At 64.7% G+C, this 24,828-nt stretch carries 20 protein-coding genes and 1 pseudogene; 10 read left to right on the top strand and 11 right to left on the bottom strand.

The window, feature by feature from the left end:
* Positions 1 to 174 precede the first annotated feature (174 nt).
* On the bottom strand, positions 175 to 2,499 hold the full coding sequence (locus tag AAGA11_05610; protein ID MEM9602316.1) for a DNA polymerase II: 2,325 nt from the start codon (positions 2,497 to 2,499) through the stop codon (positions 175 to 177).
* A 113-nt stretch (positions 2,500 to 2,612) separates the two neighbouring features.
* Here AAGA11_05610 and AAGA11_05605 point away from each other — a divergent pair, with 113 nt between their 5' ends.
* Complete coding sequence (locus AAGA11_05605; GenBank protein MEM9602315.1) at positions 2,613 to 3,662, top strand: GDSL-type esterase/lipase family protein; 1,050 nt, start codon at positions 2,613 to 2,615, stop codon at positions 3,660 to 3,662.
* A gap of 8 nt (positions 3,663 to 3,670) precedes the next feature.
* Here AAGA11_05605 and AAGA11_05600 read toward each other — a convergent pair whose 3' ends face one another.
* On the bottom strand, positions 3,671 to 4,165 hold the full coding sequence (locus AAGA11_05600) for a GreA/GreB family elongation factor (protein ID MEM9602314.1): 495 nt from the start codon (positions 4,163 to 4,165) through the stop codon (positions 3,671 to 3,673).
* Positions 4,166 to 4,375: 210 nt separating this feature from the next.
* Here AAGA11_05600 and AAGA11_05595 point away from each other — a divergent pair, with 210 nt between their 5' ends.
* Together AAGA11_05595 and AAGA11_05590 are read left to right on the top strand one after the other, a co-directional pair.
* Positions 4,376 to 5,863 (top strand): aldehyde dehydrogenase family protein, encoded by a 1,488-nt coding sequence (locus tag AAGA11_05595; protein MEM9602313.1) that lies wholly within the window; start codon positions 4,376 to 4,378, stop codon positions 5,861 to 5,863.
* A 70-nt stretch (positions 5,864 to 5,933) separates the two neighbouring features.
* Complete coding sequence (locus AAGA11_05590) at positions 5,934 to 6,719, top strand: SDR family oxidoreductase (protein MEM9602312.1); 786 nt, start codon at positions 5,934 to 5,936, stop codon at positions 6,717 to 6,719.
* A gap of 86 nt (positions 6,720 to 6,805) precedes the next feature.
* Here AAGA11_05590 and AAGA11_05585 read toward each other — a convergent pair.
* The 4 genes and pseudogenes from AAGA11_05585 to AAGA11_05570 form a co-directional block, all read right to left on the bottom strand.
* Positions 6,806 to 6,979 (bottom strand): annotated as a pseudogene (locus tag AAGA11_05585) (DUF3565 domain-containing protein).
* A 137-nt stretch (positions 6,980 to 7,116) separates the two neighbouring features.
* Positions 7,117 to 7,740, bottom strand: coding sequence for a LysE family translocator (locus AAGA11_05580; protein ID MEM9602311.1), 624 nt, complete (start codon positions 7,738 to 7,740; stop codon positions 7,117 to 7,119).
* Positions 7,741 to 7,800: 60 nt separating this feature from the next.
* The gene (locus AAGA11_05575; protein MEM9602310.1) at positions 7,801 to 8,169 is read right to left on the bottom strand and encodes a GFA family protein; all 369 of its coding nucleotides are present in this window, start codon (positions 8,167 to 8,169) and stop codon (positions 7,801 to 7,803) included.
* A gap of 41 nt (positions 8,170 to 8,210) precedes the next feature.
* Positions 8,211 to 9,131 carry a DMT family transporter gene (locus tag AAGA11_05570; GenBank protein ID MEM9602309.1) on the bottom strand — a complete coding sequence of 307 codons (921 nt, stop codon included), beginning with the start codon at positions 9,129 to 9,131 and terminating at the stop codon, positions 8,211 to 8,213.
* 351 nt (positions 9,132 to 9,482) lie between these two features.
* Between AAGA11_05570 and AAGA11_05565 the strand changes: the two genes are divergently transcribed.
* The gene (locus tag AAGA11_05565) at positions 9,483 to 10,289 is read left to right on the top strand and encodes an ion transporter (GenBank protein MEM9602308.1); all 807 of its coding nucleotides are present in this window, start codon (positions 9,483 to 9,485) and stop codon (positions 10,287 to 10,289) included.
* 91 nt (positions 10,290 to 10,380) lie between these two features.
* Here AAGA11_05565 and AAGA11_05560 read toward each other — a convergent pair whose 3' ends face one another.
* From AAGA11_05560 to AAGA11_05545, 4 genes are read right to left on the bottom strand one after another with little or no spacing between them, the layout of a single operon-like run.
* On the bottom strand, positions 10,381 to 11,688 hold the full coding sequence (locus tag AAGA11_05560) for an aspartate aminotransferase family protein (GenBank protein ID MEM9602307.1): 1,308 nt from the start codon (positions 11,686 to 11,688) through the stop codon (positions 10,381 to 10,383).
* A 6-nt stretch (positions 11,689 to 11,694) separates the two neighbouring features.
* Entirely contained in the window at positions 11,695 to 14,097 is a 2,403-nt protein-coding gene (locus AAGA11_05555) for an FAD-dependent oxidoreductase (protein MEM9602306.1), read from the bottom strand.
* Positions 14,094 to 16,478, bottom strand: a complete 2,385-nt coding sequence (locus tag AAGA11_05550) for an FAD-dependent oxidoreductase (GenBank protein MEM9602305.1) — start codon at positions 16,476 to 16,478, stop codon at positions 14,094 to 14,096. The genes AAGA11_05555 and AAGA11_05550 overlap by 4 nt, the downstream gene beginning before the upstream one ends.
* Positions 16,478 to 17,929 carry a trimethylamine methyltransferase family protein gene (locus AAGA11_05545; protein ID MEM9602304.1) on the bottom strand — a complete coding sequence of 484 codons (1,452 nt, stop codon included), beginning with the start codon at positions 17,927 to 17,929 and terminating at the stop codon, positions 16,478 to 16,480. The genes AAGA11_05550 and AAGA11_05545 overlap by 1 nt, the downstream gene beginning before the upstream one ends.
* A 175-nt stretch (positions 17,930 to 18,104) precedes the next feature.
* On the opposite strand from AAGA11_05545, the gene AAGA11_05540 reads away from it, so the two are divergent.
* A complete protein-coding gene (locus tag AAGA11_05540) occupies positions 18,105 to 19,082 on the top strand; it encodes a LysR family transcriptional regulator (protein ID MEM9602303.1) in 978 nt (325 codons plus the stop codon).
* Between the two features lie 107 nt (positions 19,083 to 19,189).
* On the opposite strand, the gene AAGA11_05535 is transcribed toward AAGA11_05540, so the two are convergent.
* On the bottom strand, positions 19,190 to 19,468 hold the full coding sequence (locus tag AAGA11_05535; protein ID MEM9602302.1) for a hypothetical protein: 279 nt from the start codon (positions 19,466 to 19,468) through the stop codon (positions 19,190 to 19,192).
* Positions 19,469 to 19,786: 318 nt separating this feature from the next.
* On the opposite strand from AAGA11_05535, the gene AAGA11_05530 reads away from it, so the two are divergent.
* From AAGA11_05530 to AAGA11_05510, 5 genes are all read left to right on the top strand, one after another.
* Positions 19,787 to 20,575: an AraC family transcriptional regulator gene (locus AAGA11_05530; GenBank protein MEM9602301.1), complete on the top strand. Its 789-nt coding sequence runs from the start codon at positions 19,787 to 19,789 to the stop codon at positions 20,573 to 20,575.
* A gap of 305 nt (positions 20,576 to 20,880) precedes the next feature.
* Positions 20,881 to 22,329 (top strand): UbiA family prenyltransferase, encoded by a 1,449-nt coding sequence (locus AAGA11_05525; GenBank protein ID MEM9602300.1) that lies wholly within the window; start codon positions 20,881 to 20,883, stop codon positions 22,327 to 22,329.
* Entirely contained in the window at positions 22,316 to 22,744 is a 429-nt protein-coding gene (locus tag AAGA11_05520; GenBank protein MEM9602299.1) for a GtrA family protein, read from the top strand. The genes AAGA11_05525 and AAGA11_05520 overlap by 14 nt, the downstream gene beginning before the upstream one ends.
* Complete coding sequence (locus AAGA11_05515) at positions 22,741 to 24,084, top strand: FAD-binding oxidoreductase (GenBank protein MEM9602298.1); 1,344 nt, start codon at positions 22,741 to 22,743, stop codon at positions 24,082 to 24,084. The genes AAGA11_05520 and AAGA11_05515 overlap by 4 nt, the downstream gene beginning before the upstream one ends.
* A complete protein-coding gene (locus AAGA11_05510) occupies positions 24,081 to 24,818 on the top strand; it encodes an SDR family oxidoreductase (GenBank protein ID MEM9602297.1) in 738 nt (245 codons plus the stop codon). Before AAGA11_05515 ends, AAGA11_05510 begins: the two co-directional genes overlap by 4 nt.
* Positions 24,819 to 24,828: the final 10 nt, after the last annotated feature.

Genomic DNA, 24,828 nt, shown 5'->3' with positions numbered 1-24,828 from the left:
TATACAGAAATGCCGGCTCATTTATGAGATTCAAGACTTGACAATTTAAAAAATGCGCTTCGTTATAACTCAATCAGGTCTGGAACAGCGAGATTCAAATTGATCACGTCGGTATACCGTAACGGGGCCGTGCCTGTGATAAAGTAAGGCGATTGGCTGGCGGGGCGCAGTGCGTCAGAACAGACGCATCTGATCGTCACAGATATCCGCAAGGCTGGTCCCGAGGAAATGCAAGATGCCGTCAGCTGCCGGCGCGAGTTGCCGCTCTCGGTAGTGGTCGTAATCGATGGCCGCACGCGCCAACTGCACCGGCTCCGGCCCGTCCACGGTCATTCGGTATTCGATCCACCGACCCGGCCGCTCGAGTTGCCGTGCCGCCTGCACGTGCGGCGGGACGTTTTTCTGGTACTCGTCGACCTTGCGCCGCAACCGCTTGCGGTACACCAACTGATCATCGCACTCACCTTGATACAAGGCCGTCACAACGCCCTGGCAATAGGCGTCGACTGCCTCGCCGGCAAATACCCGCCGGTAGAGTTCTCGCTGGAAGCCACGCGCCAGCGGCGTCCAGTCGGTGCGCGCCGCCTCGAGCCCCTTGAACACCAGCTTCTCCCCTGCCTCACCGTCGCGCACCAGCCCCGCGTAGCGCTTCTTCGAACCGCCTGCGCTGCCGCGCAAGGTCGGCATGAGAAAATGCAGGTAATGGGTCTCGAACTCGATCTCGAGGTGGCTCTCAACGGCGAAGGCCGTGTTCAGTTCATCGCGCCACCACGCGTTCAAGCCCTCGGCGAGGGCTGCCCCACGGGCCCGCGCGTCCGCCTCGCGCACGTCGTTGCCCAACCACACGAACAGCGAGTCGGTGTCGCCGTAGATCACCTTGACCCCGTCGGCCTCGATCCAGTTCTGGCTCCGGGTGATGATGTCGTGGCCTCGCAGCGTGATGCTGCTGGCAAGACGTGCGTCGTGGAAGCGGCACCCGCTCGAGCCGAGTACCCCGTAGAACGAGTTCATGATGATCTTGATCGCCTGGGACAGCGGTGCGTTGCTCGCCGCCTTGGCGCCGTCACGCGCGCTCCAGAGGTCTGCAATCAATGCCGGCAGAATCGGATCGTCGCGGCCAAATCGGGCGCCACGGTATCCCGGCACCGGGTCGTCACCCGGCTCAACCAGGCCCAGCGGGTCGATCGCGAAGGTGCGGATGATGCTCGGATACAGGCTCTTGAAATCCAGCACCAACACATTCTTGTACAGGCCCGGAATAGAATCCATGACGTAGCCACCCGGGCTGTTTTCACCCGGCACCACTTGCGACAAACTCAACGCCACCCGACCGCGCCGGTGCAATCGGGGCAGGTACAAATTGTCAAACGCGGCGGACGAACCGCCAAGCCGGTCGATCGGGAGCCCGGTCAGGCGCGCCCGTTCGAGCGCAAAGGCGAGCAGGTCCGCGCGTTCAAAGATCTTGAGCACCAACTCGCAATCACGCGCGTTGTAGCGGGCCAGTTCGAGCGGTGCCTCGCGGTATTGCCGCTTGATCTCGTCAAGTTTGTCGAGCCCACTGTCGGTGATCAGCTTGCGCTCACCCAACAACGCTTGTGCTACTGCATCGAGTGAAAAACTCTCGAACTGCCAGAACGCGGCGCGCAGGAGGTCGACGCCGTCGAGCACCACGCGTCCCGGAATGCGCGCCACCCGGGGCTGATCCGACCGATTCGGCGCCAACACCGTCGCGGGTTCGTCCCCGCGGCCGAAGGCGAAGGCCACGCCGAGCGACTCACACTTGCGGTGCAAAAACGCGAGGTCGAAGTCGACCAGATTCCAACCGACAATGCCGTCGGGATCGGCCTCTGACCACCAGCTAAAGAACCGCCTGAGCGTTGTGGCCTCGTCGCCGCAGAACCGCACGTCGACGGTGTCCTCGCGAACCGCGCCGACTGGCGAGCCCACCATGAAGACGGTGGAACGCCCGTCGAGCGCGACGCCGATGCTGTAGAGCGGCGCCCCCGCCCCACCCCCGGTCTCGATGTCGAGCGACGCCAGTCTGAGCGGGACCACCGCGTCTGAAGGCGTGACCTTCGGGTTGTCGACGGACCAGACACCACCCGCTCGGTGCCAGCTGCCCGACGCGGTGACGCCGAGCGTGACGAAGCGCTCCATCAGGAACCGGTCGCTCGGTTTGATGTCTGCCTCAAACGCGTTCAACCGGTGCTCCGGAGCGCTTTGCAACCACTGCTGGAGGTCCCGCTGAGCGCGGAAGTAGAGGCCGTCGACCGGACCGCCAGTCATCGACTCAAGAGCGAGTGAGCGCCGCTCCACCGCCGCGTCCGCAAGGCCGTCAAAGTCCCGAGGCACAAAGCACACGGCGCGTTCATGGTGGACTGTCAGTTGGGCCGGGCCGCGCTCGGTGGCCAGCCAGTAACGCAGCTGCAACCCGTTGGCCGTGTCACGCCACTGTCTCGTGAGCAGAACACCTGTAAGCTCCGTGTCCTCAGCGTGTATCGATTCAGTGACAGACTGCAAAGAAAAGCCCCGCTGTCGGGTGCAAAATCACCCGTGTTCGTCCATAGGTATACGTCAGCGCTCGTCCTGGCTCACATTCAAGGTATTTCACAATGTTCGACAGTTTGCCTCGCCTGTCCCCCTCGCCCTTAGCAGGGTTGGCTGCGCTCGTGCTGATCGCCGCCGGGTGCGACAGTGACAGCACCACCCCAAAACTCTTTACGCTTGCCAATCAATGCATTACCGCACCGACCGCCGCCAATTATACGGGCGCCATGAGCTCTGCAATCACTGCCGGTATACCGATTCGGTACAACGTCACGGTCAACCCGACACGCGGGTCCCTGTCCTACGATCAGACCACAGGCAGTTACACCTACACGCCAACGACGCCGTCGCGCGGCTACCGTGACAGTTTCGTCGCCGAAATCACCAGCGATGACAACCTACTCGGCACCGCGACCTTCGAAATCATCTTCGGCGCGGTGCGGATCATGCCACTGGGCGATTCGATCACCTTCGGCGTGACCTCGAGTCAGGGTTCCGCTGCGACGGACCTGCCGGTTTCGGCCGATGCCGTTGGCTACCGCCAGAGACTGCAAGAGCGCCTGGCCAACGACGGCTACCAAGTGGACTTCGTCGGGTCACAGTCATCAGGAGCCAACGCCGGGTTGGCTGATACTGACCATGAGGGTATTCCAGGTGACACTGCCTCGGACATGACGGCACGGGTAAACACCGCGTTAAACACCAATGCAACAGACATCGTTTTGCTGCACGCAGGCACCAACGATGTCAACACGCTGGGGACGATGGCTACAGTGACACCCGTAAACAACCTGTTGACCGCAATCAGAAACTGGACGATCTCTCCGGCCAACCCGACGGTGGACACACTTGTGGCGCGCATCGTCCCATCGCCCAATGCCACCAAGGACGGCAACATTGACGCCTTCAATGCCAATCTCGACGTCCTCATGGCCAACAGCTGGAGCGACCTCACCGTCGTCGACATGAACAGCGCACTGAATGCCGTCACGGACATGACGCCGTCGCCGACCGACACGACCGGCCTGCACCCGAACACCTCTGGGTACACGAAGATGGCTGACGCGTGGTACACGGCATTGACGAGCAACGACAAGGTTCAGCGCTGCGGCTGAGTCCGCCTTCACTCGGCGTAGCGGATCGCGGTGACCTCGAAGTGCCGCACCGCGTCGCCGACACGGTGGGCGATCTCGTCGCCCACCTCGGCTTTGAGCAGGCGCTTGGCCAGCGGGGCATCCAGGCTGATGGTGCCCTTGGCCGGATCGAGCTCGTCGGCGCCGACGATTCGGTAGGTGACCTCGACACCGTCCTCACCGAGCAGTGTGACCCACGCGCCAAAATACACCCGGGTCCGGTCGCCCACGGCCGTGACCACCTTCAGGCGGGGCATGCGTGTCTGAAGGTAGCGAATACGCCTGTCGATCTCGCGCAACTCCTTCTTGCGGTAAATGTACTCGGCATTCTCGGAGCGGTCCCCTTCCGCGGCTGCCGCAGACAAGGCCACAACCGTGTCGCGCCGTCGGGCCCAGAGCGACGACGCCTCCGCTTCCAACGCCGCGTAGCCCTCCGCCGTGACGTAGGGTGAAGACGGTTCTGAGGGCGGACGCCAGCGGCCCATGGGGTGACTCGGTGCGGTTTGCCGAGCATTCGACCACACCCGAAGCCGACTGTGCCAGGTGAACCCGCCGCCGTTGAACCACACCAGGACACTGCGGTGCCGTACTGGCCAAAGGGACACCAGACAGCGCACAATGGGGCGGAAGCGCGCACGCTGCGAATCAGCATCGATCCGTTTTGCAAGACGCGCGTTACCAGGCCGAGAATCTGAATGACACAGTCAGCCGAGACCACGACGACCGGGTTGTTCATCAACGGCGGCCGACGCCCGGCACACGGGAACGCGTCCTACGCAATCCACAACCCGGCGCGACCGACCGAACTCGTCGGGTACGCCGCAGATGCCAGTGCAGAGGATGTCGACGACGCAGTGCGCGCTGCGCACGCTGCGTTTCCGGCTTGGTCGCGACTGTCGCATGGTGAGCGCGCAGAGCGGCTGCGGCAGGTTGCCGAGGCCCTCGCGGCAGACGCGGACGACGTTGCGAACCGATCACGGCTGTTCACGCGCGAGCATGGCAAGATCGCCCGCGAGACCCTGCTCGAGATGACGCGGCTTGGCGACCGTTTCCGCCAGGTAGCTGACTACGGCGACCGCATCGCCATCGACGAGGAAATCAAGGGCCCACCCTTCGACACCGTGGTGACCCGCCAGGCCGCCGGCGTCGCCGCCCTGATCGTGCCCTGGAACTGGCCGCTGTCGATCCTCGGTGCCAAGCTGCCGCAAGCGCTGGTCACCGGTAACACGGTCGTCGTCAAGGTCTCGGAGTTCGCCGCGCTCGCCCCGACTCTGACACTGAGCAAACTGGCCGCGCTCCTCCCGCCGGGTGTGGTCAACGTGATCACGGGCGACGGGGTGCGCATCGGTGACCCGCTCACCAGCCACCCGCTGGTGCGGCGAGTCAATTTCACCGGCTCGGTGAAGGTCGGTAAACGCGTGATGAAATCGGCGGCAAACAACCTGACACCGGTGACGCTCGAGCTCGGTGGGAACGACCCGGCAATCGTGCTCGAGGATGCCGAACTCGATGACGCGGTGTTTGACCGACTGTACTGGGGCGCCTTCGGCTCGTCCGGCCAGATCTGCATGGCGATCAAGCGCCTCTACGTCCACGAGCGCCGCTACGACGAGGTGGTCGACGGGCTCACCGCCGCCTGCGACCGTGCTGTCATCGGCGACGGTCTGTTGCCCGACACCACCATGGGACCGGTGAACAACGCACGTCAGCTCGCGGTCGTGACCGGCATGATCGCCGAAGCACGGGCCGCGGGTGCCGATGTGCGCGAGTGTGGCCAGGTGCCGGACCCCGAGCTGTACGCCGGCGGCGGCTATTTTCAACGCCCCACGCTGGTCTACGACGCCGACCCGAGTCTTTCGATCGTGCGCGAGGAACAGTTCGGTCCAGCCTTGCCGATCATGTCGTTCCGTGACGACGACGATGTGGTTGCACGCGCCAACGACAGCGACTACGGCTTGTGTTCGTCGGTGTGGTCCACTGACGCGGAGCGCGCGGTCAGGATGGCACGCCAGTTGGAGGCCGGTTACACCTACCTCAACGGGCACGGACCCATGGCCCAGGACGGGCGTGGTCCCTTTGGCGGGTTCAAGCATTCAGGCGTCGGCCGGAACCTGGGCTACGACGGCGTCCTGGCTTTTGCCGAGCCGCACTCCATTTCGGCGCCCGCGGGTTTCCTGCTGTGATACCCCCCGCGCACGCCCGCGCACGGCGATCACGACACGTTGGCACCTACCCCAGTGCGAGGCTGAGACCATGCGCGTAGCCCTGACCGGTGCAGCATCCGGAATCGGTGCCGAGGTCGCGGCACGGCTGAGCGCCGCCGGTCACACGGTGATTGCGTTCGACATTGCCGAACCGACTGCCAACGTGGACCGGTGGATCCAGGCCGATTTCGCCGATGGCAACTCGATCCGCGCGGCGCTGTCGCGCGCCGAAGGCCCTTTCGATGCGCTGATCAACAACGCCGGGTTGCCACCACGGCCCGGGTTGGAAACCACGATCCTGCAAGTCAACTTCTTCGGATTGAGGTTGTTCACGGAGGGCCTGCTCGACGCGCTCGCGCCGAAGGCTGCCATTGTCAACACGGCCTCGCGCGCCGGGGCGATGTGGCGTGAGAACCTGCCCCAGGTGAAGTCCCTGATGGCCCTCGGCCACCCGGGCGACAACGTCGACACGCTCGATGCCTTCATCCAAGCGCACGGCATCGACGGCACGCGTGCCTACAACCTGTCCAAGGAGGCGGTTATCGTGCTGACCCAGACCTTGACCGAGCCGTTGATCGCGCGCGACATCCGGGTCAACAGCGTGAGCCCTGCCGCGGTCAACACCGGCATTCTGCAGGACTTCGTGACCGCCTTCGGTGAGCGTGTGGCCAAGAACATCGCGCGCGTCGGCCGACCGGGTGACGCGGACGAAGTTGCCGACGTGATCGTCTTTCTGGCCTCGCCCGAAAGCCGTTGGATCAAGGGGCAGGACATTGTCGTCGACGGCGGCATGGGAGCCGTTGCGGCGTGTGACACGCTGTCACTGCGCGACTGACGCGCCTCCAGCACCCGGCACCAGCCAGCCTTGCCGCGCGCGTCGAGGCCCCGCACGGGAATGTCGCGTGGCTCACCCCGCGCGCACTTCCGACAGTCGAGCTGGCGACCGAGCATCGCGTTGCGACCCGACGCGCTCGTCACCCAGGGCCGGTTGACGAACGGTGGATCGTGCCGGACGTGCTGGTAGTGGCCGCACGCGAGTTCAGCCACCCAGTGCCCGTCGTCGTCGGTGTGGTATGCCGTGATCGCCCGCTTCACCGCACACCTCGCTTACCCGCCGACGAGCCCCGGAACCGCCAGCACAGGCGTGGCAAGCCGGCGATGCGCACAGGCCGCGGGGCGTGCAACCGCGTCACGGCGCCGCACACACCAACGGCGCTCGGTCATCCTCGCGCTCAGGACGCATCCACGCGCTCCGTCAACGCGAGATACACCCCGAGTCCCACCAGCGTGCTGCCGGACACGGCGTTGAGGACGCGTGCGCGCACTGCCCGGCCCGGCGCTGAGCGCACCAGACGGTCGGCCGAGAGCACGGCAAACACATCGACCCCCGTGTTGAGTGCGACGCAGATGCACCCCAAGGCCACCAGCTGCGCCGCAACGGCACCGTCCGGTGTCACGAACTGCGGCAGGAAAGCGAGGAAGAACAGGGCCGTTTTCACGTTGAACACCTCGACGAGCACACCTTCGGCCAACGCACGGAGGGCACCGCGCGCGGCCGGCGTCGCCGACGCTGACACGCGCTGACCTGCGAACAACAGGCGCAGGCCGAGAAACACGAGGTACGCCGCGCCGAGGTACTTGACGACACTGAACGCCACCGCCGACTGGGCCAGGATCACCGACACGCCCACAGCAGCCGCGAAGACGTGCACCAGGCCGCCGAGGCTCGTGCCGATGGCCGAGGCAAAGCCCTCGACACGGCCGCCGGCCACCGTGCGCGCCACCACATAGGCGATGCCGGGACCGGGCGTGATGGCCAGCAGCACCGCGGCAACGAGAAACGCGGACAAGCTCACGCCCACACCCCGGTGCCACCCGCGGGCATGCAACCGGCCGTGTGTCCAAGGTGCAGCGGCTCAGTCACCGTCCGGGTCCGATTCAGGGCGTGTTGCGTGCTGTGGCAGCGCATCGGCGATGTCGTACCACACCGCTTTCGAGCCAACGAAAATGTGGCAGCCCGGACGCACACCGGGGTCGCCCGACACCGTGCCGAGGGCGATCGACGTGACCGCGCCGTCGGTGGTGCCCGCAAGCGTCGACCCGCAACGCTGGCAAAACGCCCAACCGGCGCCGCTGTCGAGCGCATAAACGGCCACCTGCTCAGCGCCTGCCACCCACGAGAACGCGCTGGGGTCGCAATCCGCGTAACTTGCAAACGCAGCCCCGTGCTGACGACGGCACATTGAACAGTGGCAGTGGTCTGTAGCCCCTACTCCACCCTTCACGCGGTAGCGAACCGCACCGCAGAGGCATGCCCCCTCGACTTTCACGGTGCCGCGCCTGTATCACTTGACGTCAGCTGTGCCTGCTTCACCCGCTGCTCTCGCCACATCATGTAGGTGCCGGACACCACAATCAGCGCCGCGCCAGCCAGCATCCAGCGGTCGGGCCGCTCGCCGAACACAGCGATCCCAAGCCCGATCAGAAACACGATTCGGGTGTACCGGTACGGCATCACAACGGACACCTCAGCACTGCGAAGCGACGCGATCAGCAGCATGTAGCCAAGCGCACCGAGCACCACCATGGGCACGATGACCCACCAGTTTGCGTGCGCCGGGATCAGTGCCTCGCCGCGCAACACCACCCAGCCCACGGCAAACGGCGCCGCGGCAACCATGGTGTAGGTCGCGAGGCTGATCGACGGCATGTCAGCGGGCACCAGACGCGTCGTCAGGTCGCGCACCGAGAGCGCGACGAGCGCCAGCACGGCCCAGAGCACCGACACATCGAAGGCGATGGCGCCGGGTTGCACGATCAGCAGCACGCCGATGAACCCGCAGGCGATGGACACCCACCGGCGCCATCCGATCTGCTCCTGCAGAAACACCACCGCACCGACCACCGCGAGCAGCGGCGCGGCCTGGGTGATCGCCCCCACCGTGGATATCGGCACGAGCGCCAGGGCCGTCACCATGCCGACCATCCCGGCCACCTCGGCGACGTAGCGCAGCCACAGCACCGGTGAAAGCGCCCGTCGGTCCATCAGCGATTCGCCCTGCGCGACTGCGATGCCCCCAAACAGCACCAGCGCCCCGCCGATGAGGAAAAACAACACCTGCGCCGGCGACAGCGTGCTTGCGGAGACCTTCACAAACGTGTCGGCCAGGGCAAAGGCCCCCATGGCCATGACCATCAAGGCAATGCCCCGCAGGTTGGGGTCGGCAATCATGCGCAGGGTATCCATCGGGTGGGTGGCATCAGGGCGCCGGGGTCGAGGGTCGCGCGTTGCCGCCGCACGAACCCGGTCGGGCGCGCCGAGAGTGTTGCATTGTACGCGTCCCCGAAACGTCGGGGAGCATTTCGGCGGTGTCCAGGCTCCGCACGAGCCTGCGCGTCGGCGACCACCCGCGCCGGCACTGCGCACAGGGATCAGTGCAGCCCACCTTGTGGAATCGCCAAACACCCCCTACAGAAAAAGGGGTGCTGTGCACAGCCTGACGCGGCCGACCGGGTTCAGGTGCCCTGACGGGTTGGTTTTCGCAACCACCAGGGGAGTAGCACACACACCGTGAACCCGTCAGCCCGTTTCAAACCCATGACCCTGACCCAACGCCTCGAAGCCATCGCCAACAACCGTCTGTTCGAGTGGACAGCCGTCAGCGTGATCATCGCTTCGGCGCTGCTGCTCGGTGCCAAGACGTTCGAACTCAGCCCACGCACCGCGACCTTGCTCGAACTCTTCGACCTCGCGATCACGGTGTTCTTCGTCTGCGAGATCGGGCTGCGTTTCGCCGCGGCGCCGAGCAAGCGCCGATTCTTCGCCAACGGCTGGAACCTCTTCGACACCGTCATTGTCGCCGTCAGTCTGATTCCGGGCGGCGGCAGCGACCAGGTGCTGGTCGCGCGATTGATTCGCGTGTTTCGCGTGCTCCGCATGGTCTCGATCATCCCGGAACTGCGCGTTCTGCTGAACTCGCTGATCAAGGCGCTGCCACAGTTGGCCTATGTGCTGCTGTTGATGTTCATCATTTTCTACATCTACGCGGCCATCGGCAGCACCCTGTTCGAGCGCATCAATCCGGTGCTCTGGGGGGATATCGCTCGCTCGCTGCTCACCCTCTTCCGGGTGATGACATTCGAGGACTGGACCGACGTGATGTACGAGACCCAGGCGGTCTACCCGTTGAGTTGGGTGTTCTACCTGAGTTTCATTTTCTTCACCGCGTTCGCCTTCCTCAACATGGTGATCGGCATCGTCGTCAACGTGCTCGACCAGGAGCAGGCACGTGCGAAGGCCGAGGCGGACCGGGCTGCCGGCATCGAAGCCGACATCGACAACCGCGCCTTGATGGCGGAGATCAAGGCGCTGCGCGCAGAAATGGCAGCACTACGCGAGCGCTGAGACCCGTCGGTCGCACGCCCGTCCGACGGCAGGCTCACCAAACCGCGGACTGATCAGGTGGGCAACGCTGACCAGATTGGGCGCGTGGAGGTCACGTCTCGGAGAAGGCCCGATCCAGCGCGTCAGCGACAGCATCCACGTCGTCCAGCGTCAAACACAAGGGCGGCACCATTCTCAACACCGATTGCGTCGGCCCGGATTTCGACAGGATGATGCGGTGCTCCCGGCAGCGCTCGAACACCCTGGCCGTGGCAGCGGGATCGGGGGCTTTGGTCTCCCGGTCCGACACGATCTCAATCGCTAGCATCAACCCCCGTCCCCGCACGTCGCCGATCGCGGCGTGACGCGCCTTGAGCTCATGAAGCCGAGCAAGCAACGCCGACCCGACGGTCCGCGCGTTGGCTTGCAAGCCCTCGTCGTCGAGCACCTGCAACACGGCGCGTGCCGCCGCGCAGCTGGTCGGGTTGGCGCCGTAGGTGTGAAACAGAAACTTCTCGGCCATGGGTGCGGCAATGGCCTTGCGCGCGACCACGGCGCCGATCGGGAAGCCGTTGCCGAGGCCCTTGGCCATGACCACGATGTCAGGCACCACCCCATCGGCCTGGAATCCCCAGAAGTGGTCCCCGGTGCGCCCGAAACCCGATTGCACTTCATCGGCGATGTAGAGTCCTCCCGCCGCGCGCACCCGCTCGGCAGCACCGGAGAGGTAACCCGGTGGCATCTCGACGATGCCACCGTAACCCTGCACGCTTTCGATGAGCATGCCGGCGACCTGGCCTTGCGTGGACGTGGCGATGGCGCGCTCGATCTCATCGAGGTACGGCTCCGTTGTCGCACCGAACACGCCGCGGTATTGATTGGGGTCGGCAACAAAACTCACGTGACCCGGCATCCCCGGGTGACGCCACGAAGCAATGCCGGTGACCGATTGCGCCGCCGCGGTCGGGCCGTGGTAAGCCGTGCGCAGCGCCAGCAGGTCGAGGTGGCCGGTGTACGTGCGTGCCATGGTCATAGCGAGGTCAATCGCCTCGGCGCCGGAGTTGGTGAAGTGCACGACCCACTCGTGCCCGACCGGCATGCGCGCAGCCAACTCTTCAGCCAGGTGGGCCGGCGCGGGGTGATAGAACATGGTGGTGCAATGGGTCAGGTCTTGCGCTTGTTGCATCGCAGCCCCGACCACGCGCGGGTGCGAGTGTCCCACCGAGATGCACACGTTCATACCGAGCAGGTCGGTGTACCGCGCGTCTTCGTTGTCCCAGAGGTACTGCCCCTGGCCACGTTGAAACACCAGGGGGTCGGCAAAGGGAACGAACTTGCGCTGGCTGGACGCGTAGTAGCGTTCGCGCCGCGCCGCCGTGCCCGAGAGTGACCAATCCAGTTCTGGCGTTGCGTCGTTCATCCTGTTCTATCCCGTGAGTCGGTGGTTGGCGGGGTCGTACGGCACCTGGTCGAGCACGCGCGCGGCATAGCGTGCGCCGAGCACATCCACGCTCAGTCCAGCCCGGGCGGAAGGTTCGCGCAGATAGGCGAGTGCCAGCGTTTTCCCTGTACGGGGGCCGTGCGCCGCGGAGGTGATCACGCCCACGGGTGTCCCGTGCTGCCAGACCGTGTGGGTGTAAAAGGGCTCGGTGTCGCTGATGTCGATCTCCAACAAGACCATGTCCCAGGGGTCGACACGCGAGAGCATCGCCTCACGCCCGACAAACCCACGACCGTCGACTTTCACGAAACGCTGCAATCCCGCTTCAAGCGGTGTTCGCTCCGTTGTCAGGTCCGCGCCCCACGCTCGGTAGCCCTTCTCGAGCCGCAGTGCATTGGCGGCGTGTGCACCGTAGTAGCCTAGCCCGAGCCCCTCCCCCGCGCGCTCGAGCGCCCGCAACAGCCGCTCGGCCTCGTCGGCGCGCACGTGCAGCTCCCAGCCCAGTTCGCCGAGGTACGACACCCGAAGCGCACGCACCGGGATGTCCGCCACCGCGATGCACTGCACGGTCAACCACGGAAAGCCGGTTTCGAGGTCCACGTCGGTGAGCCGTGCGATCAGCCTGCGCGACAAGGGCCCCATGACACCGATCACGGCCCACTCGACGGTGACGTTCCGCAACTCGACAGTGCGGGTGCTGGCATGCGCCATCAACCGATCCGCGTCGTGTTCCTCGGCCGCTGCAGCAGCGGTGAGGTAGGCCAGGTCTGGCGTCAGGCGCGCGACGGTGAATTCAGACGCGACCCCACCGGCCGGTGTCAGTGCGTGAATCAGCCCGACGCGCCCTGGCCGCGGGGGGGCATTGGCGCCCAACTCATCGAGAAAGGCCTCTGTTTCTACGCCGCTAACCTCGAACTTGGCGAAGACCGACACGTCAGCCAGCGCAACCCGTTCGGACACCGCCTCGGCCTCGCGCGCGACCACGGCACGCCAGCCCCGGTCGCGAAAGTGCGGCCGATACGGATCCACGCCGCCTGCCGTGAACCCGTTCGGGCGTTCCCAACCGTGCACACAGCCCATGACCGCGCCGCGTGCCTTCATGGCTGCATGCAGCGGTGTCAGTCGCCGATCGCGCGCGGCAGGTCGCTCCTCGTAGGGATAGTGCACCCCAAATTGCAAGCCGAAGCACTCGATCGCCTTGGCCACACGGTAGTCTCGGTCCGCCCAGGCCCCGAATCGGCGACTGTCGACGGCGAGGGCGTCCATCGGCGGCGCACCGTGGGTCATCCAGTGCGCGAGAAACCAGCCCGCACCACCGCCTTCCATCACACCCATGGACGACCCGGTCAGCAGCCACGCGTTCTCAAGACCATGGGCCGGGCCGATCAGCGGGTTCGCATCGGGTGTGAAGGTGATTGGCCCGTTGATCACCGTCCGAACACCCGCCGTGCCCAGGGCCGGAATCCGGGCCAGCGCTGCGTCGATGATGTGCTCAACCCGATCGAGTTCGGGCGGCAGCAAATCGGCGCCGAAGTCGGGCGGGCAGCCGTCAACCGACCAGACCTGGGCCGCTGTCTCGTAGGGACCGAGAATCAGCCCATCGCGTTCCTGGCGGACGTACCAGCTCTCCTCGGGGTCACGGATGATAGGCAGTTCATCCAGCCCAGCCGCTTGACGCTCTGAAACGGCGTCGACGCGCTCGGTCACGAGGTATTGATGCAATACCGGCACCGACGGAATGTTGAGACCCATCATGTGGCCGACTTCCCATCCCCACGTGCCAGCGGCGTTGACCACATGCCGCGTTTCAATGGTTCCCCGCTCCGTCTCAACGCGCCACTTGCCGGACTCCCGCACGATGGCGTGCACCGCGTTTTGCCGTTGAATGCTCGCCCCGCCGGACGCGGCAACTGTGGCCATGGCCGTGGTCGCGAGCGTGGGGTCGACGTGACCGTCATCGGGCTCGTGTATCCCGCCAAGCAGACCGTCCAGCCGCGCCAGGGGGTGGAGCTCGGCGATGCGATCCGGGGTCAGAAGCTCGAGTGGGTGACCTGTGAACGCGGAGAGACCAGCAACATGGGCAAACTCGTCGAGTCGATCCGAGTTTGTGGTCACGCGCATCGCACCGCAGGCATGAAATCCGCAACTCTGGCCCGTCTCCTCAGGCAAGGTGTCGCGGTACAGGCGTACCGAAGTCGCGCGCAGGGCCTGGATCGTGGCGTTGTGGGCAAAGTGGGTACACAGACCCGCGGCATGCCAGGTCGAGCCGTGCGTGAGGTCATTCTTCTCGGCCAGCACGACATCGGACCAGCCCATCTTGACCAGGTGGTAGATCAGCGACACACCCATCGCACCGCCCCCGATGACAACGACCTGTGCCCTGTTCATGCGCGCATCTCCAAACCACGTGGATCAAACGGTGGGCGGGCCAAGGCGCGAGCGGCGTAGCGCGCACCGGCCACCTCAATCTCGAATCGACGCCGGACCGTGTCACGACGCGACTCTCCCGGGGCCACATCGAGCAACGCGAAACACAGAGCCAGTCCGGTACGCGCACCGATAGCACCTGACGTGGACACGCCGACCCAAGTGCCGGACTCGAAGATCGGCTCGTCGTGCAACAACAGCGGCGCACCCTCCACCGCCATCAGTTGCAGTCGGCGCGTGAGGCCACTGTCGCGTTGCGCCTCCAGGACCGTCTTGCCCTGAAAGTCGGATTGCCAATCAACACAGAATCCAAGATCCGCTTCGAGCGGCGTGAGTGTCGGGCCCAGGTCGTGCCCCCAGTGTTTGAAGCCCTTCTCGATTCGGCACGCGTCTACGGCGTAGTGGCCCATTGCCTGCGCCCCGCCGGCCACCAACGCGTCGAAGACCGTGACAGCGTCTTCCACTGCCACGCTCACCTCCCAGCCGAGCGACCCGACGAAACTGCGCCGTGTCACGCGGCACCGCACACCGGCGACCGTGGCGTCCGAGACGCTGCCAAAGGCGCCCGGCTGCCAATCGCTCGACAGGCTGCCAAGCAGCACTCGACTGCCGGCACCCATGACGCCGATCACGCAATAGGCGTCGCTGACATCATCGATGCGGACCGACGCGGGCAACTGACGCCGCAACCAGGCACGGTCGCGCCAGCGGGTCGCCGCGCCCGAGGTGATATCGAAGCGATTCCCGCCCCGTCGCGTGACGGTCACGTCCATCTCGATGCCGCCTTCGCGGTTGAGCAATTGCGTGTACACCGAACAGCCCACGGCCACATCGAGCTCGGCGCAGGAGAGCCAATTGAGCCCCTCGAGCACGCCTGAACCCGACAGCGCCAGTTTGCAAAACGGCGAAAGATCCAGCAGCGCTGTCCCGGTGGACAACTCGGCCGCCTCGCGCGCGGCGATACCTTGCCAGGGCTGAGCCGACACGCTGTAGGGCAGTCGCCGCTCTGCGGGCACCTTTGCATACCACAATCCCCGCTCCCAACCGCCAGTCAGGCCGAACACCGCGCCGGCGTCTGCCCACCGTGTGTGCAGGGCCGAGCGCCTGAGGTCACGGCCGGCAGAGGGCTGTTTGTAAGGCCAATGCAGCGCAAACACGTCCGCAACCGCTTCCTGCATGCGCGTCGCCATGTGCGCCGTCGAGGCCACGAGCGGGTCCACGCGCGCGACATCCACGTCCCAGGCATCGGTGTCGGCGCGCCCGTCAAGGATCCAGTTTGCGAGCAAGCGCCCCACACCGGCCGAGCTCATCACGCCCACGGAATTCATACCGGCAGCCACGAACAGCTGATCGAGTTCGTTGCACTGGCCAATCAAGGGCCGCGAATCGGCCGTGAAGCTCTCAGGACCGTTCATGAATCGCTGAATGCCGACGTCGGCCAACGTCGGCATCAGTGCGAGGGCGGCCTCCATAAAAGGTTCGAATTGCGTCCAGTTATCGGGCAGTTCAAGAAACGGCGTGTCGCCGGCCGCACCGTACGGATCCCAACAAATGGCATTCGGCTCGAAGCCACCGAGAACGAGTCGGCCCGCATCCCCTTTGAGGTAGATGCCCGAATCCAGGTCCCGCACCACGGGGAAGGGGTCAGGCAGCCCCGCGATGGGCTCGGTCACGACGTACATGTGTTCGACAGCCTGCAGTGGCACAGCAACCCCACAGGATGCGGCAAGTTCGCGTGTCCACGCGCCGGTGCACAGTGCGACGGCATCGGCCTCGAGCCGACTGCCGTCGAGCAGCTCGACACCGACAACGCGCCCGCCAGCGACGCAGAGCCCCGCCACACCACAGTGTTCACGCACACTGACGCCGCGTTGCACCGCGGCGCGTGCGTAGGCTTGACACAAGTCCACCGGGTTCACGTTGCCGTCTTCCGGCACATGCAACGCACCCAGGTGATCGGACAGCTCGAGCCCCGCTATGGCGATCTCCTCGCAATCGACCACCCGTGACAACAAGCCCGACACCCGTCCCACACTGGCAATCCGGTGCAGCTCGTCGAGCCGAGCCGGATGACGCGCCAGCCAGTAGCCACCCGTCTGACGGTACCCCGTCGCGAGCCCCGTTTCCCGTTCCAGTCTCGGAAAGAGGGCACGCGCGTAGTTGGCCAACGTCGTCATCCCGGGCGTCGCACGCAAGGGCCCCACAATGCCCGCCGCGTGCCACGACGTGCCGGAGCTGAGTTGGTTCCGTTCGAGCAGGGTCACATCGCAGCCGCCGCGAAGCGCGAGGTGGTAGGCCACACTCAACCCCACCGCACCACCGCCGACCACAATCACGCGCATCAGAAGTAGTTCCTGTCCGGTTGTTCTGATTTTCGCCTGGTGATGTAGGCCTGCAACGCCGCGTCGACATCCGCATCCAGGCCGGGGTCGCGGTACGACGCCAGTTGCGTTCGCCACAGCCCACCCGCACGCGTGGCGGCGTCTTCGGCGCCCGCATCCAGCCAGTGTTCGTAGGCGGTGTCGTCAGCGGCAAGCGGCCGAAACAACGCGTCCATGAAGTTGGCCTGGGTGTGCTCGGAACCGAGAAAATGCTGGCCCGGTCCAGTGGCTGAAATCGCATCCATGGCCTGGGCGTTTTCACTGAGATCGATGCCCTCGAAAAACCGGCACAACTTGCCGCACAGATCGTGGTCCAGCAGGGTTTTCTCGAACGACGTCACCAAGCCGCCCTCGAGCCACCCTGTCGCGTGGTTCACCACATTCGCCCCGGCAGACAGCGCCATCAGCAGCCCCCAGGTCCCTTCTTGCTGGCTCTGTGCATCAGGCAACTTGGACGATGTCAGGGTCCCGACCGTGTGCAACGGCACGCCGAGGCGCCTCGCCAACTGACCGGCCGCCAGCACCATCAACCCGGCTTCAGGACTGCCGAAGGTGGGCGCACCCGTTTGCATCGAGAGGGTGGATGCGAACGACCCCATCAGGCACGGCGCACCCGGTTTGATCAGCTGCACCAGGCTGAGACACGCGAGCGCTTCCGCCAGCACTTGAGCCAATGTGCCTGCAACCGTGCACGGGCTCATCGCACCGGTCAGCACCCAGGGCGTACACGCCACGGGCTGATTCGCCCTGGCGTAGGTCTTCAGCGCCCCGGACATGTTGGCGTCCATAACCAGCGGCGCATTGGTGTTCGAGACACAATACAAGACCGCATTGTCCTGGACGTAAGCCTCGCCGAACACGATTCTCGCCATGTCGATCGCGTGCCCGGCGCGCTCGGCGCCAATGAACGCACCCATGAAGGCCCGATCCGAGAAACGGATATGGCTGTAGAGCATGTCGAGGTGGCGCTTGTTCGCCGGCAGATCCACCGGTTCACATACCACCCCGCCGGAGTGGTGCAGCCACGGCAAACTGTGGTGCAACTTCACCAGCGTGTCGAAATCTGCGAGGGAAGCATAGCGTCTACCCCGCTCGATATCGTGCACGAACGGCGGCCCCCAAGACGGACACAGCACCGTCGCGTTGCCCCCCATCTGCACCGAATTTGCGGGGTTGCGTGCGTGTTGGACAAACTGCTTTGGCGCCGTCGCCGAGATCGTGCGACGGCAAAAACCCGGTTCGAACCGCACACGCGTGCCGTCAACCTCGCAACCGGCGTTGGCAAACGTCGTCAAAACCTCCGGGTCGTCGACAAAGTCCATTCCGATTTCGGCCAGGATGGTGTCGGCGTTGTGCTCGATGGTGGCCAGGCCTTCCTCACTGAGCGCGTTCTGTGGCGTCAGGCCGCGCATCAGATAGGGTGCCCTCGTCCCGAGCACAGGCCTGTCACTCACCTTCCTTCGCCGTCGCTTTGCCGGTTTTTCGACCACGCTGCCCTCCTTACACCAGACTGGCAGCGAAGTCCGGCAGCTGCAATAACAATCACGTAGTATCAGAATTATTTATACTCTGTCGCTGCAGGCGGTTATGCCAAGGTCACGTCAATTCAGTCCGGGGTTATTGCGTTCCCTCGAAGTCCTGGTGGCCGTTGCAGAAACCGGACAGATGCGCGCCGGCGCCTCGTTGCTCGGGCTCACCCAACCCGCCGCCTCCCAACACATCGCCCGCCTGGAGAAGGCCTACGGCGTCGAGCTGCTTGACCGCGCGACACGACCGGTGCGGCTCACCCAGGCCGGCGCGCGCCTGCACGCCCAGGCGACGAGCGTCATTGACGCCTTGGCCACCATGGAATCGGAAATGCGCAGGCTTGGGCCGCGTCCGATCAATGTGCTACGAGTCGGTCTGCAAGCATCCATCGCGACCACACTCACCCCTGGCCTGGTTGCACTCGCAAGATCCGAATTCGGCGTGCAGGACGTCAGTCTGCATGCCGGCCAGAGCGGTGACCACGAGCGCTTGCTTCGGACAAAACAGGCAGATCTGGCGATCACCTCCAATCCGATCTACGACCTCGACGGCCTAGAGCGGCATGCGGTGCTGCAAGAGGCCTTTCTGTTGGTCCTGCCCTCTGACTACCGTGGACGAACCGACAGTTTGGAGGCGATTCAGGCCAAGCTGCCCCTGATCCGGTTTTCCGACAGCACGCAAGTCGGAAAACAAACGACACAGCATCTCAGGCGGCTGACTTTCGTCCCAAAACGCGTGGTACAAGCGGACCGATCAAGCATGGTGACAGCGTGCGTTTCAAACGGGATGGGCTTCAGCCTTCTGACACCCACCCTGCTGATTGACGGCCTGGTCGAGCACATGCGCCTGCGCGTCGTACCGCTACCGGTGACAGGCTTGTCTCGGACACTCACCGTGGTGGCGCGCGGGGGCGTACTCGGTCAGCTGCCTGAGGCCGTGGCAGCGCTGGCCCGCCGCACCCTTGCGCATCACATAGTCCAGTTGATGGGCGACGTCGGACAGGCAGCGATTGACACGCAGCCAGAGGGTGCACCATAGGACTCGCAGTCGGCGTTTCGGTGTTCGCGTCGAGCGGCGGTGATGTCGCTGTGCGCCGTGAACGCGCCTGTGACGACCCAAGGAACTGCCCAGCGGCCCGGCGGGCGTCAGCGCCCTCCCCACAAGGTTGCGACTGCGCGGTCCGAGCCGAGGAATGCGACCACGTAGGCCGTGGTACCGACGGCACAGAACACCACGCCGGGTATGGCAACACCGGCCTGGCCGGTTGTCACACCGACTGCGACCAGCGCCGCCGCGAGCAGGAAGAACAGGCTGCCGACCGCGACCAGGATCTTGCGGTACGACTCGCGGTAGGTGTACGGCCCATCGCCGCGCTCAAGCAACGTCAACAGAGGGGAAAAGAGCGACCTCAACAGGCGTTTCATGGGTTCTCCCGTGGGTGTGCTTGGGCGTCGAAGTTGCCCAGCGCAGCTGCGATCACGCCTCGGTCGTGACAGTCGATCGCGGCAGGTCCGATCCCGCCAATCAAGCCGATGTGCACACTTGCCTCCTCGGGGCTATGATCGCACGGCGTCCGGTTGCGCGTCCCGACCCTGCACCATAGCACCCGCACAGGCAACCGGGGAGGGCCAAGGCTCGGCCACGATCGGGTGGCGACCCGCTCGGCGGACGCGACGCGGTCGATCCCTCCGGTGCACTAGACTCCCTGCAGCGGCCGGACCGCAAGCCCAGACGTGTGCGCGATGAGTGACCCCAACGACGACAGCGTCAGACTCTTCGAGATCTCCCAGGCCACCTCAGCGACCTTTTCGGCGCTCTACGTGCGCCAGACCTCGCTGTTCTTCGTGCTGCAGGGCACGAAGCGGGTGCAGTCAGCGCGTGCCGAGCTGCTCGCCTCCGCCGGTGACCTGTTGGTGTTTCCGCCGCGCCTGCTGGTGTCGATGGAGAACCGACCGGACAGCGATGCGCAATACCGAGCCGTGGGCTTGAGTTATGCCGACGACCTTGTCGCAACGACATTCGGGGACGCCGGGTCGAACCGGACCGCCCAGGACATCCAGATCGTGCGCAACACGCCGCTTCGCCCGCACACGCTTTTGCCGCTGATTCAGGACACCCTGTCCCGAGCGGACCTGCCACCGGCGCTGCACGCACGCCGCGTCGTCGAACCGCTGATCTGGTTGCGCGAAGCCGGATACCACATCGCGTTGCCGAGCGAGAACGACCCGATCGTGCGAGTGCGGCAGATCATCGAAACCGATCTGCGAGCCGACTGGCGTGCCGACGCCGTCGCAGCGCACCTGAACGTGAGCGCCTCAACCATGCGGCGCACCCTCGCACAACGCGGGACCGGCTTCGCGAAGATCCTCCTGAGCACCAAACTCGAGCACAGCCTGTCGATGCTGCACACCACCGCCCTGCCGGTTTCCGAGATTGCCGAGCGGTGCGGTTTCAAGACGCCATCGCATTTTGCCGACGCGTTCCGCTCGCGATTCGGGATCCGACCGAGGGACATCAGGCATCGGCCTTGATTGCGCGTCTCACGACATTAATTGCGCAGTATCTGTAAGTCGTCGTTCAAACGAATTATTACAATAGTCCAACTGTTATTTTTGGTGAAGAAACGGTTTTTCGTGTACTGGACGTGTATACCTGTTTCGACTAGCCGATATTTTTATATAATACAGTTATTTACGAAATTTGCCTGTTTCAAAAAGAAAACAACCAGCAGTGTTTTTAGGGCCTGTTTCGTTAGGTTTTGGTGTTTTTGTACCACTAATCGCAAGGATGCGCATCACAGCGACTGTTCTGAAACGGTTTCTGGAGCGGATGCGATATGCGCAATTCAACCCCTTTCGGCGTCGGGTCCGGACCCCGCACACTGGTCGTCGATCTCGACGGCACGCTGCTCAAGTCCGACATGCTGTACGAGACCTTTTGGAACGCCGCGGCAACCGGCTGCCTGAATCTGCTTGCGGCCCTGCGGGCGTTGCTCTCAGGCAAGAGCGCCTTGAAACGCTACCTGGGTGAACGCTCGTCGGTAGACGTGGCGACCCTGCCGTACAACCCCTGTGTACTCCAACTGATCCGGGACTGGCGGTCGCGTGGCGGTGAGGTCGCGCTGGTGACCGCCACCCACGACACGCTGGCCAGGCGCATCGCCACCCACCTCGGCCTCTTCGACCACGTGCAGGGCACGACGGATGCGGTCAACCTCAAAGGGGAACACAAGGCGCGCTTTCTCCTCGACCGCTTTCCACACGGTTTCGCCTACGCCGGGGACAGCAAACCTGATTTGCAAGTGTGGCAAGCCTCTGAACACGCCATTACCGTCAACGCACCGCGCAAGCTGCGTGCTCAGGTCGATTCGCTCGGCATCGAGAAGACCCACCTCAGCGAAGGGGACGGCGTCGATCTCAAGAGCACCCTGTTGGCGTTGCGCCCTCACCAGTGGTTGAAGAACGCGCTGATCTTCGTGCCTGTTCTGGCGGCACACAAATTCGAGAGCGCTGCCGCGATTGAGGCTGTGCTCGCCTTTGTCTCGTTCTCGCTAATCGCCTCGGGCATCTACATCATCAACGACTTGTTCGACCTCGGCAACGACCGCGCACACCCACGCAAGCGGTTCCGCCCGCTCGCCTCCGGCGAGCTGCCCATCCTGCGGGGGTCGATCCTGTCCGCCGGGGCCCTCGGCATCGGCTTGCTGCTTGCGCTGACGATCAACTGGCCCTTCGTGGTCATCATCGTGTTCTACCTGGCGTTGACGACCTACTACTCGCTGTCGCTCAAGAAGATGGTGATGGTGGACATCATCGTGCTGGCGCTGCTCTACACCACACGGTTGTTGGCTGGCGGCATCGCAACCATGACGCCCTTGTCGGAATGGCTACTGATTTTTTCGCTCTTCTTTTTTCTGTCTCTCGCGGCCATCAAGCGGCAGGCTGAGCTGCTCGACTCGGAGGAGCGTGGCACACAACACACCGTCGGCCGTGGGTACATCACCAAGGACTTGCAGGTCATCGCGCAGTTCGCCGTCACCTCCGGCTTGCTGTCGATTCTGGTGATGGCGCTGTACCTGAAATCGCCAGAGGTGGTCGTGCGCTACGAGCAACCGAGCATCCTGCTCGGTGCCTGTGTGGTGCTGCTCTACTGGTTGCTGCGCATGATCATGGCGACCCACCGCGGGATGATGCACGACGACCCGATCGTGTTCTCTGCACGCGACCGAACCAGCTACCTGTGCCTCGCCCTCATCGCGGTGTTGTTTGTCTATGCAACCCAGTAAGCCGCTGAGCAAGACCCAGATACTGGTGCGCTACACCGTGTTTGCCGCACTCGCCTCTGCCTGCAACCTGTTGGCCCAAAACGCGGTGCTCGCGGTGGACACCACGCCCGCGTGGTTCACGACTGCGCTGGTCGTCGGCACGGCCACGGGCCTCCTGATCAAGTACGCGCTCGACGCGCGGTGGGTGTTCCAGGTGGTCGAGCGCACACCGCAACACCATGCGGGCCGCTTTTCGTTGTACTCGCTGACCGGTGTCTTCACCACCCTGATCTTCTGGGCTACGGAATCGGTTTTCTGGTTTGGCACACACGACCACGCCATGCGCGAGCTCGGCGCCATCATCGGTTTGTCGATCGGCTACGTGGTCAAGTACCAGCTCGACAAACGCTGGGTGTTCTCCGGGCCGTTGACATGAGCCGGCCAGCCGATGCAAAGCTGCAAGGTTGGGGGCGGTTTGGCGGCGCAAAGACCACGCTGCAGCGGTGCGCCTCCGCCGCGGAGGCGGCGTCCCGGCTCGCCTCCGGACCCTTGATCGCACGCGGTCTGGGACGGTCCTACGGTGACAGCGCCGTGTCGGCCGAGCAGACGCTGCTGACGGCGGGGTTGAACAAATTCATCGCCTTCGATGTCCACACCGGCGAGCTGGTCGCAGAGGCTGGGGTCAGTCTTGCAGATATTATCGCGACCTGTCTACCGCGCGGGTGGTTCCCGAGGGTCACGCCGGGGACCAAACACGTGACGCTCGGCGGCATGCTGGCCGCCGACGTGCACGGCAAGAACCACCACGTCGACGGCAGCATGGTCGACTGTGTGCACTGGTTGGACCTCCTGCTGCCCACCGGCGAAACGGTGCGTTGCTCGCACCACGAGAACAGCACGCTCTTCCACGACACGGTCGGTGGCATGGGCCTCACGGGTATCATCCTGCGGGCCAGCGTCGCGCTGCGAGCCGTCGAGACAGGTTGGATACGCACACGCACCGTGGTCGCACCACACTTCCGGGCCGCATTCGATGCCTTCGAGTCCAACGCCTCTGCACCCTATTCCGTGGCGTGGATCGATTGCGTGCGCTCCGGCAACGCCCTTGGCCGCTCGCTGGTGTACTTTGGGGAGCATGCGCCGCTGTCGGCGCTGTCACCGGCGCAACAGCGGGACCGCTACGCCCTGTCACCGCGTTGGCGCTTGCACGTTCCCGTGACACCGCCGGTCTCTCTGCTCAACCCACTCTCCATCGCAGCGTTCAATCACCTGTACTTCCACCGCGGCAAACGCGACACCGCGCCACGGCTGGCCGGGTGGGATGCGTACTTCTACCCCCTAGACGCGGTGCGCGGATGGAACCGCCTGTACGGCAAACAGGGATTCGTGCAGTTTCAGGCCGTTCTGCCCTTGCACATGGCCGAGCGCGGGATGGCCGAACTGCTGCACACCATCGCCGCGTCCCGCGCGGCGTCCTTCCTGGCGGTGTTGAAACGCATGGGCCACGGGCGAGCCGAGGGCATCGCCTTTCCGATGGCCGGGTACACACTCGCGCTCGACTTTCCGGCCACACCGAAAACGATCGCCTTGGTGGCGCGGTTGCATCGCCTCACGCAGCAACACGAGGGCCGTGTATACCTCGCCAAGGACGCGCTGCTGACTGCGCCGGAGCTCGAGGCAATGGACCCGCGGGTTGCCGCGTTCAAGGCACGACGCCGGGCGAGCGGTGGCGGTGCGCATTTCCAATCCTTGCAATCGGAGAGACTGTCGTTGTGAGCACACCAAACGTCTTGATCCTGGGGGGCGCCTCGGACATGGGCCAGGCCATTGCACACGCCTTTGCCAGCCGCGGGTATTCGATCACCCTCGCCGCGCGGAAATCCGCCCGCCTCGAGGCCGCGGCGGCCGACCTCGCCATTCGCCACAACACCGAGGCCACCCTACTCGACTGTGATGCCACGAACCCGGAGGCGCCAGTGCAGCTGCTCGAGGGGCTGACCACACTGCCGGATGTCGCCGTCTGCGTGATCGGCTTCATGCCCGAGCAGGCCTCAAGCGAGCGTGATCCACACCTTGCCACAGCCGTCCTGCGCAGCAACTTCGAAGGGCCAGCACGTCTGATGGAAGCGCTCGGGTCCCGTTTCGCCGAGCGGGGCACCGGCACGCTGGTCGGTGTGAGTTCGGTTGCGGGGTTGCGCGGGCGCGCCTCGAATTACATCTACGGCTCGGCCAAGGCGGGTTTCACCGCCTATCTGTCGGGCCTGCGGAACCGCTTGCACGCGCACGGTGTGCACGTGATGACGGTGTTGCCTGGCTTCGTCGCCACCCGTATGACCGCGCACCTCGACCTGCCCGCAGCGCTCACTGCCCACGCTTCGCAGGTGGCCGAAGCGGTCTACACGGGGGTCACGAAGCAACGCAACACGCTCTACACCCTGCCCGTGTGGCGGCTGATCATGCTGGTGATTCGCGCTATTCCCGAACCGGTGTTCAAGCGCTTGTCGCTCTGATACGGCCGCT

The sequence above is a fragment of the Pseudomonadota bacterium genome, assembly GCA_039196715.1.
In the GTDB taxonomy this organism is placed as follows: Bacteria; Pseudomonadota; Gammaproteobacteria; order CALCKW01; family CALCKW01; genus CALCKW01.
This window is presented reverse-complemented; position numbering and strand designations above follow the sequence as displayed.